The sequence below is a fragment of the Endozoicomonas sp. YOMI1 genome, assembly GCF_024606345.1.
Lineage (GTDB): Bacteria > Pseudomonadota > Gammaproteobacteria > Pseudomonadales > Endozoicomonadaceae > Endozoicomonas.
The window spans coordinates 20,174-30,658 of record NZ_JAHHPM010000112.1 but is presented as its reverse complement, the minus strand read 5'-3'; the positions used below and the strand labels follow the sequence as shown (position 1 = coordinate 30,658).

Sequence of the window (10,485 nt, the reverse complement as noted above, 5' to 3'; positions counted from 1 at the left end):
CGTCTTCAAGTTGTTTGCCATCATCTGGAGTGGCGGCGCTACCTCTATGAGGCTGGCGGTTCGAGACTCTTTTACCGTTGAAGGTCCTTCTGCAGTGGTTAGGAGCTCTGCTTGAACCGGCTTGTCGGTCACCAGCAGGCTTTGGGTGGGCGTAGGTTGATGCGGTTGATTTCAGAATAAAACCTGCAGAGTTGGACTTTAAATACTGCCATTTGACCTCAAAATGATTATTAGGTTCACTCCATTTATGGTGTGCTGTGGCCAGGTACAAACCTGCTCCTGTAATGCGGGATAACCATCTTCATCAGCCAACCTGTAAAAGCCCCAGAAATGTTCTATTGCCAAACTCAACATCTAAAAACTGCACTACCCTTGCTGGCAATGAACTCACCACTCTATCTGCCTTACCATCGTAGCTAAGAGACAGAAAGTCACGTAGCAGATTTAGCATATTCCTGTTGGTCAGTGATGAACTTGTTCTTTTCCCGGAAGCAGGCCCGGATGGACTGACTGAGTTTTTTTCCAGCCAATATTTTTCTTCAACCTGTTCCATGCAGATAGAAAAGGCGATGAGTAAGTTTTCTTCCTCTTCGGGATCAATGTCATCGGGACCTTGAAAATCGCCAGGTGGTAAGGGATTGCCTAATATTTGTTTGCCAAGCTCTTGAACTTTTTTCCCAAGGGGTTCAGGACAAACGAGAAAGTTCCAGTATTCAATGAGTGATTGCTTGACTTCATGGTAAGGCGCCAGACGCTTAATGTCTGGTATTCCCCGATTATGCAAAAACAATAAAAGATGGAGGTAGATATGAACAGGCTCCCCAACAAGATCACCGAACTTTTCACCTAAGCCACTGATATGCAGTTTTCTATTTTCAATAAGCTGAGACAGCGAAGGAAGCTTTCCACATCTGGCTTCTGAAAAGATATTTTTCAGTACAGGAATCCGAACATTATTTATGCGATAACGGTCTATTTGATGAAAATCGGTGCCTGTAATTCTTTGCAGTTGAGCAATCTGACCAACCACCGTTCTCATATGACTTGGCAGTGTAAGCGCTGAGATTCTGTTCGATGCAAAAACCCGATGCACTTCATAAGAATCAATAGCCCTTTCCGGTGCAGAGGCGCTCAACCGGCTCTGTGCAAGACCGACATCTGTTTGCGATCTTCTCCGGGAAGAGTCAACTAATGGAGGTTCTGACATCCGCCCTGCTCCGGGAACCTGATGCCAGACAGACGAGTGATAATGAGTATCCATGATATTTAAGTTTCAATTGCCAGGGTTGTTGTCTTAATTTTCCTTGCTCCCATATAAATCCCTATCAGAGCCTATTCTAGACAACTCTGCTGTTAATAAGTTCGCAGTCAGGATTGGTAAATTACCAGGCTACATTCTTAAACCTTAAACGAGTTAGCGTTTACGCCTCTTTATTCGATTGAAAATCTGACTCGTATCAGACTTTACAAAGTCTCCTCAAGATACACACTTCCTTATGCCATAAAACCATAGCCTTTACAAAAAACATTCTAAAAAGCATAGGGTTAACCTGATCCCACACAGTAAATGTGTTCAATAATGGCCAACTTTCTGCGGGCAGGCTGCAGAATTCACAGCGGCTTTATGAAACTAAAGTAATGGATCTTATGTCTCAACTTAATACCCGAACCGAGATGCGGGCTGAGCATATCTTCATACCAGCCAGCAACGGGCTTCATTGATAACATCTTTTAAAACAGGAAGGGACTAAGAACCATGTCTTTAGCAGTACTGACCAATATTTTCATCATGGTAGCTTTGCTCTACCTGCTCTACCGGTTCCAGAAACACTACCTGCCGTTCACCCGGCGGGTCTTTATCGCCCTGGGTATGGGCGTTGGTTACGGGGCCTGTTTACAGTTTTTTTATGGTTACCCTTCTGAGACCCTGACCGAGTCCATCAGCTGGTTCAACATTATCGGCAACGGCTATGTTGCCCTGTTGAAGATGATTGTGGTGCCCCTGGTCATGGTCTCCGTGATCTCAGCGATCCTGAAGCTGAAAGGTGCTGACACCCTCGGCAAAATCAGTGGCTGGATTCTGGCATTGCTGATGATTACCGTATCTATTGCTGCTGCCATTGGTATTATTTCTGCCCTTGGCTTTGGTTTGAGTGCCGAGTCCATTACCTCCGGCGTACGTGAAGCGGCTCGTGGGGAGCAGCTGCTAAACACGGTGAGCCGGTTAGAAAACCTGTCACTCCCCACTATGCTGATCAGCCTGATCCCTGCCAACCCGTTCATGGATATGACCGGAGCCCGCAGCACTTCCATTATCGGCGTGGTGATTTTCTCCGCCTTTATTGGTGTCGCGGTACTGGGCCTGCATCGTAAGCAGCCTGAAGTAGCTGGCCGCTTTGAGCAAGCCGTTGACGTTGCCCACGCCATTGTTATGCGTATCGTGACGATGGTATTGCGACTGACACCTTTCGGTATTCTGGCCTTGATGACCAAAGTGGTGGCAGGCAGTAACTTCACCTATATGCTGCAACTGATTCAGTTTGTCATCGCCTCTTATGCAGCTCTGATTGCCGTCTTTGTGGTTCACCTGCTCATGGTAACCCTGGTGGGTGCCAACCCCATCCAGTTCATCAGGAAAACCCTGCCGGTGCTGACTTTTGCCTTTACCTCCCGGAGCAGTGCTGGCACCATGCCGCTGACCATTCAGACCCTCACCCAGCGCCTTGGGGTTTCTGAAGGCGTGGCCAACTTTGCTGCGTCTTTTGGTACCACCATTGGGCAGAACGGTTGTGCGGGCATTTATCCGGCCATGCTGGCCGTGATGATTGCCCCCACGGTGGGCATTGACCCAACCAGCCTGAGCTTTATCGGTACTCTGATAGTTACCATCGCCATTGGCTCGTTTGGCGTGGCGGGTGTGGGTGGTGGCGCAACCTTTGCAGCACTGATTGTTCTTTCTGCCCTCGGCCTTCCCGTTGAACTGGCGGGTCTGTTAATTTCCATTGAGCCAGTGATTGATATGGGCCGTACTGCCGTCAATGTCAGTGGTGCCATTACCACCGGCTTTGTCAGTGGCCGTGCCATGGGCGAGGTGAATATGGAAACCTTCAACAATGCTTGCCTTGAACTGGATATGGATGCAGTTTCCTGATGTCTGTGGTCAATGAACTGAATCAGTCCACGACTGCGTATTTTCTTCCATAAATCAATCCGGTGAACCCTTCAGGTTCTCCGGATGATTTGCCAATACGTTATTCAATGTTGACTTTATGCTCTTTAATGGCCTGCTGACATAACCATTACCATTATCAAACATGTGTAACACCCTCTCCTCAAAGCTACGACCTTGTAACGCTCGTGGCAGCGCATCAATAGATGTTTCATATTCACTGATAATGCCCCGACCTTCTTCCTCCAGAGCTTCAATCAGGAAGAGTAACTGCCTTATAACGTCCAACTCCCCGGGGGCAACAAGGGAATAGTTATCCTCGGCGGATAACACGTTAAGAGTCCTCCTTTTTGAATCGTATTGAGACAGACCAGTAGATTTATATTCTTTCTCGATCAAATCAACCGCCACATTATAATTTGCGCAGGCATTTAACAAATCAAAATTCCCTCTCTGTTTTTGCGAAATCTTATAGTCAGCTATTTTTCTGGCAATCTCTCTCTTTCCTGCACTGCATTTTTCTGTTTTTATCGTCTCCTCCAGTTTCGACATCAGATGGCGAAAATAGAAAATAATCCCGGGATAGCAATCTGAAGGCAATGGCGATTCTGCTTTTTGATTTATGCTTTTAAAAGTTGCCTTATCACTTTCTTTAAAAGACAGTGACTCATAGAGTTCAAGGCGACTTATGAATGTTTTAGTTCCCCAACGAAAGCACTGGTCAATATCCCTCTTGAAACTGGCAAGCATCTGCGAAGCTTCAGAAATCCACTCGAAGGCACTGCTATCATGTTCGATCCAGAAAATAAATTTTGGACTCAATCGATTACCCGAACCGGCAAAAATATTGATACGGTTACCCTTAGCATGACAGCCCATCAAGCGAGCAAAGCTTTTCAACATAAAAATTTCAATATAATCTCTCAACGACTGTTGAAATTCATATTTATTTATGTACCAGTCAGGTGCTTTGTCCGGATCATAAGTGATAAGGTTGCTAGTTATCACCCTGGATACGGGGTCATTACAGGGACGCGAATCACGGATTTTTTCCGCTATCTCACAAATTATCTGGCCATTGGTAAATGGACAGATCTTCTGGTCAGTTGTAATTAGACGGATCTCCTGGCAAGTTGCAATTAGACTGTCAGTGGCAGAATCCAAAGGACTGCTGTTAGAGTTCAAAGAATAGTAAGACTTTCTATCAAGAGAAGACGCTCTATCAGGGGAGGACGTTGTTCCTGTCAAGGCTGAACCGCTAAAAGATCCTTCACTGACACTCGTATCCAAAGATACCGAATCCTCACTCATTCCTGCCAGGACTGGCTGCCCAGTGACACTCGGAAAATGAACTACCGAATGACTGTCAACACCCGAATCACGAGAGATTTGAACCCCGGGGACTGTATTCCCTGAAATTGAAGCGTCATCGTACAAAGTTATCCATTCATCCCGGGAATCCGGGGTAAAAACTTCACCGTCACTCTCTTCTGTCGCATTAACTGATGCCTGATTCGTGGGTAAACTTTGAAATCTGATGCTGAAAGATTTGCTACTGTCCCCTTCGTCCTGAGAGGTAAAATTCAAAGCAGGTAGAATCTTCACGACCACCCTTCCCTTCTCCAGGGAAATTTTATTATCAGATAAACAACCAGTGAATGTTACCACTTCATCTACACGACTAACCTCATAGGGTCCCAAGAATCCGGAACTTGTTGCGTAAGTATCCGTTTGAGTTGATTTATGAACGGTAGTTCGTCCTGAAAGATCGAACAACTCAGTGTGATTGATACCCGTATCCATAAACGACTTGCTTTACCCTATCAGCAACCAGATAGCTTTCTTAGGAGAATAACGGCTACCGGATAATCTGCCGATATTCTTTGTATATTTTTGTTAAAACAAAAGGTCTTGCTCTCTTGATTTAAACCGCAAGTTTTTCTGAGTATGTGAGTAATTAAGTAATTAACCAATCCGGTAACCGCTCAGGTTAGCCGGATGATTTTCCAATATGGTAGTCAATGTTGACTTTATGCCCTGTAATGGCTTACTGGCATAACCGCTACCATTATCAAACATATGTAACACCCTTTCCTCAAATCTCTTACCTTCTACCACTCTTGGCAGGGCATCAATAGAGGTTTTGTAGTCACTGATAATGGCTCGACCTTCTTCCTCCAGAGCGTCAATCAGGACGAGTAACTGCTTTATAACGTCCAAATCCCCGGGTTCAACGGAATAGTCAAACTCGACGTCCTGTTCACCGGCCCTCCTTTCTGAATCGTATCGAGCCAAAACAGTCATTCCATATTCTCTCTCGATCAACCGGACTGCCAAATTATAATTTACACAGGCATTTAACAAATCAAAATCCCCTCTCTCTTTTTCCAAAACCGTATGTTTAGCTATTTTTCTGGCAATCGCTGCCTTCTCTGTCTTATATTTTTTTGATTCTATCGCATGCCCTAATTTCGATATAAAATTGCTGAAAAAGAAAAAAATTGCAGAAGAGCAATCAGATAAAAGTTGCAAATCTCCACTTCGACTTTTGCTTTTGATTGATTTTTCATTGCTTTCATTAAAAGACAGTGTTTCATAAAGCTCAGTACGACCCAGGATATTTATTTTAGATGACCCACGAAAGCATTGGTAAACCCCACTCTCGACATTGGTAAACAGATCCACAGCTTCACAAATATGCTCGAAGATATTGATATTATTTTCGTAACAGTAAACAAATTTTGAACTCAACGGGTAACTCGAAAGATTAGCCGAACCTGTAAAACGATGCATGTCTTTATCATTAGCATTAAAACAGCCCATACCATTGGCAAGGCTTTTCAAAATGAAATTTTCAACCTTAGTTATCAACAACCGTCTATTCGCGTATTTAATTTTGTACCAGGCAGGTGCTTTGCTCACATCATAATTAATAAGTCTACTAAACATTACCTTAAATACCGGGTCTTTACTTCGGTGCGGATCACATTTCATCATTTCAGCTATCTCGCAGATCTTCCGGCCATTTTTGAATAGACTGTTGCTGGCAGAATTCAAAGAACTGCTGTTAGAGTCCGTAGAATAGTGAGACTCTCTGCAAGGAGAAGACGATGTTACTGCCAAGGCTGAATCGGTAACAAATCCTTCAGTGAAACTCGCATCCGAAGATACCGAATCCTCACTCACTGCTGGCAGGACTGATTGCCTGATGACTCTATGAACATGAACTGCTGAATGACTATTAGCACCGGGATCTCGAGAAATTTGCGATCCAAAGGCTGTATTCACTGAGATTGACTCATTGTTGTTCAAATTTACACATTCAGCATAGTCATCCCAATCAAAGTCTTCTTCGCCACCGGCTTCTGTCACGTTAACGGATGCCTGATTCACGGGTAAGCTGTGAAATCGGATGCTGAAAGATTTGCTATTGTTCCCTTCGTCCTGAGCGGTAACATTCAAAGCAGGATGAATCTTCACGACTACCCTGCCCTTTTCTACGGTAATTTCTTTATCAGATAGACAACCGGTAAACATTACCACCTCATCTACACGACTAATCTCATAAGGCCCCAGGGATCCGGAACTTCCTGCGTCAAGATCCGTTTGGGTTGATTTATGAGCGGGAGTTTGCCCAGAGAGATCGGGCAATTCCGGGTGACTGGTAATCGTATCCATAGTTGGTTTGCTTTACCCTGTCAGCATTCAAGTGGATTTTTTACTGCAAAGAATAACGGCTCACGGATAATCTGCAGATATTCTTTGTTTATTTTTGTTAAACCAAGTTGATCAACCCGATAAAAGAAAAATTGCCCAAATCACCCAGCGCCTTAGGCACTAAGTAGTTAGCCCAAAAAGGTCCTCCCGTTTGTTCTTGTATAAAGTGGATGCCGGACTGTTAAATCCCAAAAACACTCAGACATTAACGAAAAACAACAAACAAACAGCCCTTGATGGGTGCCCTGGGTGTGACTCTGGGCATTGACCCGGTGATGCTGGCAGCACCGGCAGCGCTTGCCTGCAGCTTTGCCTTTATGATGCCAGTAGCGACGCCGCCATACGCTGTGGTCTTTGGCTCAGGAAAACTGGCAATAATCGATATGATGAGTGCTGGCTTTGCCCTGAATATTATGGGAATTCTGCTGGTGACCCTGGTGGGTTACTTCCTGATTGGCGCCAGCCTGGCCTGAAACGACTGCCAGACTTAACCCAGGCCCGCCGATCAAGTCCGGGAAACTCCAATGAGGCTGTCTGAGCATAGACAGCCCTGCTGCGGTAACAGTCAATCCCCGTCAGCCTCCAAGTGAACTGTCTTCAATTTGAGTTGTCATATGTTTGCGATTAGTCACTTTTTTGTGTGGAGCAGCATCTATGCAAGCATCAGCCTGCCAAAATAGCGAATCGACAATAGCACATGGTTTAGCATTACCGACATCGGAAGCAGGCCAGTCCAATTGTTCCAAAAGTATTGACGCTCCGTGTTGGCGTGGCTTTTCCACCAAGGTTGAGGACATCGCAGAAAATGACCTGTTTCTCAACCATGTCGTTGCGGCAACTCGCAATGAAGTGGTAGGAAGCAGCCATCTTATCAAGGATTTTGGCATCGATTATCCCAGCCTGAAGCCGGTCGATCTGTTAAGGATGACATTACAACACGGTACTTTTGTGACCGGGCAGGTGGCAAAAATGAGTAAGGGCTACCAGTGTTTACAGGGAATATTTCGACAAAACCATGATGTAAACCTCATCAGAAATAGCGATATATATTTCAAGTTCTCTTCAAAAAACGGTTTTGGTGATTGTGGCCCCCAAATGTATCAGTGCCAGCAAAACCTGTTAAAAGCAGGTGTTCCCGCTGATATTATCTGGACGCTCCAATTTGCTAACAGACGCAACAGTGATACTCCACATGATGGACATTGTATGCTGTTAATTGCCGATAACCAGTCTATGGTGCGGTTGTTTGATCAATTAAATACCGTTACCGCTAAATACGGTGTTGAATATAAAAATCGACCTGAAATTGCCATGGATGTTGCGGATTTTTTTTTCCTGTTACAGGAAAAACTACCAAATTTGATTTTTGTCGATCCTTTTAATAATCGGGTCATTCCGGGTAATGGGTTAAATACAACCTCTGAAGAAATTTTTCGCAACTTTGGGTTATTCGGACACCACTCTGTTTTTTTTACAGGGAGTAATGATTACCCCCCGATTTCCGATGATGAGCTTGAATCTTTTGAGCGGAAAATCAAGAGTGATGAGAATGCGGTAAAAGCTATGCAGGATATTAAAACGGTAGTACATAATATTAAGTTAAACGGTTTAATCCATGCTTCAGAGATTGCTTCACTACCCAAACAAAAGATAACCGACAGTATCAGCCAATCAGAATTTGGCCTCGCTTTTCGTCAATGCGCTTATTATAAAGCCAACAGCGTATTCGATTACTTGTATGATAATGCAAACGAGCTGGATTTTAATCTTAATTCATCCGGAAATTCCGGCAATACTGCGCTTGATTATGCCAAAAAAGCGGGTAATTCCCATGCCATAGCCAGGCTGGAAGCATTATAAACTGCCCGTACCGGATCAACCTGAAGCAGAATTCACCATCCGGGATTCTTCCCTTCAATCGTCTTTCTTCTTCGCCCTTGGGTGAGCCTTATCATACACTGCGGCCAGGTGCTGAAAATCCAGATGGGTATAGATCTGGGTGGTGGAGATATCGCTGTGCCCCAGCAGTTCCTGAATTGAGCGCAGGTCACCGCTGGATTCCAACAGGTGGCTGGCAAACGAGTGTCTCAGCATGTGGGGATGAACCCCCACCGGCATACCCGCTTCCCGGGCAAATTCTTTGATACGATTCTGAATCTGTCGGGTACTGATGCGCCTGCCCAACTTTGACAGGAACAGAGCGCTACCACTCTCTCCCCGAACAAACTGCTCCCGGAAGGTCAGCCAGTGTTGCACCGCCTGCCGGGCTTTACTGCCCACCGGGATTATTCGCTCTTTACTGCGTTTCCCAAGCACTCTCACCAGCGACAACCCATTGGAAAAGCTGTCAATATTCAGTGCCGCCAGCTCGGCCAGGCGCAAACCTGACGAGTAGAAGAGCTCCAGGATGGCCAGATCACGGCACTTCAGCGGATCACCCTCCGCCTGACCATGGGGATCATCCAACAGGTTATTGACCTGATCAGCATCCAGGGTCACCGGCAGAGGCCAACCGGTTTTCGGTGCCCGAAGCAGTTGTGCCGGGTTGTTGGCTACCACGCCCCGGGTTAACAGATACTGATAAAAACCACGAAGTGTTGAGATCAGCCGCTGCAGGCTGCGACTGGATAAACCCTCTTCATACCAAAGTCCCAGCCAGTGCTTTAACTGCTTCTCGGTAATCGTTTTCCACTCCTGAATTTCATTGGCGGTAGCCTGTTGCATCACACGGGCAAGATCACGCTGATAGGCAGATAACGTATGGGGTGAGTGCTGCTTTTCATAGCGGAGGTAATCCATAAAAGCAGTCACTGACTGCTGCAGGCCGCTATTGCCCGGGGAATCGAAAGAAGAGTGACTCATGAATGAAGCTGTCGAGCCAGAATTCGGCTCAGGATATCGCCCAGGTAACTGATAAACAGGGTGCCCATGCTGGCCTTAAAATAATGTTTATCCTGACTGCCCAACGCCAGAACCCCAAGCTGCTGCGGTTCACTGAGGGCATAGTTCAGGGGGGCAATGGCCACCGAGCCTACATTGTCGGCCTGCTGCTGAAACAGGAAGTCCAGCTCCGCCTGAGTCACCTGGCCACAAATGGCTTTACCACGGGTCATGATGGAACCCAGGGCTTCCACCACCACGTCGGTATGTTCAATCCTCACGGGCAGGTTCATCGGTTGGTCACTGAACAGAATCAACGAATGGAATTCAATACCGAACTCATGGTTAAGGCTGTCACCGATCACTTCCACCAGCTGTTCCAGATCCCTGCTTTCCAGCAGGGACAATACCAGCAGCCGCATACGCTCAAACAGCTTTTCATTGGCTTTGGCATTGTCTGCCAAACGCGCCAGCTGATGTCGATAATCCAGGGCCCGTTCCCGAAGCAACACCACTTGACGCTCAACCAGCGAGATAGCATCCCCACGCTGATGGGGCAGGGTCAGATCCAGCAGCAGATCGTCACGGCCCACAAAAAAATCAGGATGTTCTCTCAGAAAGTTGGCAACCTGTCTGGGTTTCAGAGCTTTCGGTTGATTAGGCGTTTCCTGCTGCTCCTTGTCTGCTTCGACGATCTGTTCGGTCATTGTCTTTGGCCC

The 10,485-nt window shown here is 46.1% G+C and carries 8 protein-coding genes; 3 read left to right on the top strand and 5 right to left on the bottom strand.

The window, feature by feature from the left end:
• Positions 1-304 precede the first annotated feature (304 nt).
• Positions 305-1,039 (bottom strand): hypothetical protein, encoded by a 735-nt coding sequence (locus KDK15_RS04235; RefSeq protein WP_257294118.1) that lies wholly within the window; start codon positions 1,037-1,039, stop codon positions 305-307.
• A 717-nt stretch (positions 1,040-1,756) separates the two neighbouring features.
• On the opposite strand from KDK15_RS04235, the gene KDK15_RS04230 reads away from it, so the two are divergent.
• A complete protein-coding gene (locus KDK15_RS04230; RefSeq protein ID WP_257294117.1) occupies positions 1,757-3,151 on the top strand; it encodes an L-cystine transporter in 1,395 nt (464 codons plus the stop codon).
• A 54-nt stretch (positions 3,152-3,205) separates the two neighbouring features.
• Here the strand turns inward: KDK15_RS04230 and KDK15_RS04225 are convergent, their stop codons facing one another.
• Positions 3,206-4,972, bottom strand: a complete 1,767-nt coding sequence (locus KDK15_RS04225; RefSeq protein WP_257294116.1) for a hypothetical protein — start codon at positions 4,970-4,972, stop codon at positions 3,206-3,208.
• A 162-nt stretch (positions 4,973-5,134) separates the two neighbouring features.
• The gene (locus tag KDK15_RS04220) at positions 5,135-6,847 is read right to left on the bottom strand and encodes a hypothetical protein (RefSeq protein ID WP_257294115.1); all 1,713 of its coding nucleotides are present in this window, start codon (positions 6,845-6,847) and stop codon (positions 5,135-5,137) included.
• 275 nt (positions 6,848-7,122) lie between these two features.
• On the opposite strand from KDK15_RS04220, the gene KDK15_RS04215 reads away from it, so the two are divergent.
• Positions 7,123-7,359, top strand: a complete 237-nt coding sequence (locus KDK15_RS04215; protein ID WP_257294114.1) for an anion permease — start codon at positions 7,123-7,125, stop codon at positions 7,357-7,359.
• A 181-nt stretch (positions 7,360-7,540) separates the two neighbouring features.
• A complete protein-coding gene (locus KDK15_RS04210; protein ID WP_257294113.1) occupies positions 7,541-8,746 on the top strand; it encodes a hypothetical protein in 1,206 nt (401 codons plus the stop codon).
• Between the two features lie 54 nt (positions 8,747-8,800).
• Here the strand turns inward: KDK15_RS04210 and xerC are convergent, their stop codons facing one another.
• Complete coding sequence (gene xerC / locus KDK15_RS04205) at positions 8,801-9,709, bottom strand: tyrosine recombinase XerC (protein ID WP_306800233.1); 909 nt, start codon at positions 9,707-9,709, stop codon at positions 8,801-8,803.
• Between the two features lie 35 nt (positions 9,710-9,744).
• Positions 9,745-10,473, bottom strand: a complete 729-nt coding sequence (locus KDK15_RS04200; RefSeq protein WP_257294111.1) for a DUF484 family protein — start codon at positions 10,471-10,473, stop codon at positions 9,745-9,747.
• Positions 10,474-10,485: the final 12 nt, after the last annotated feature.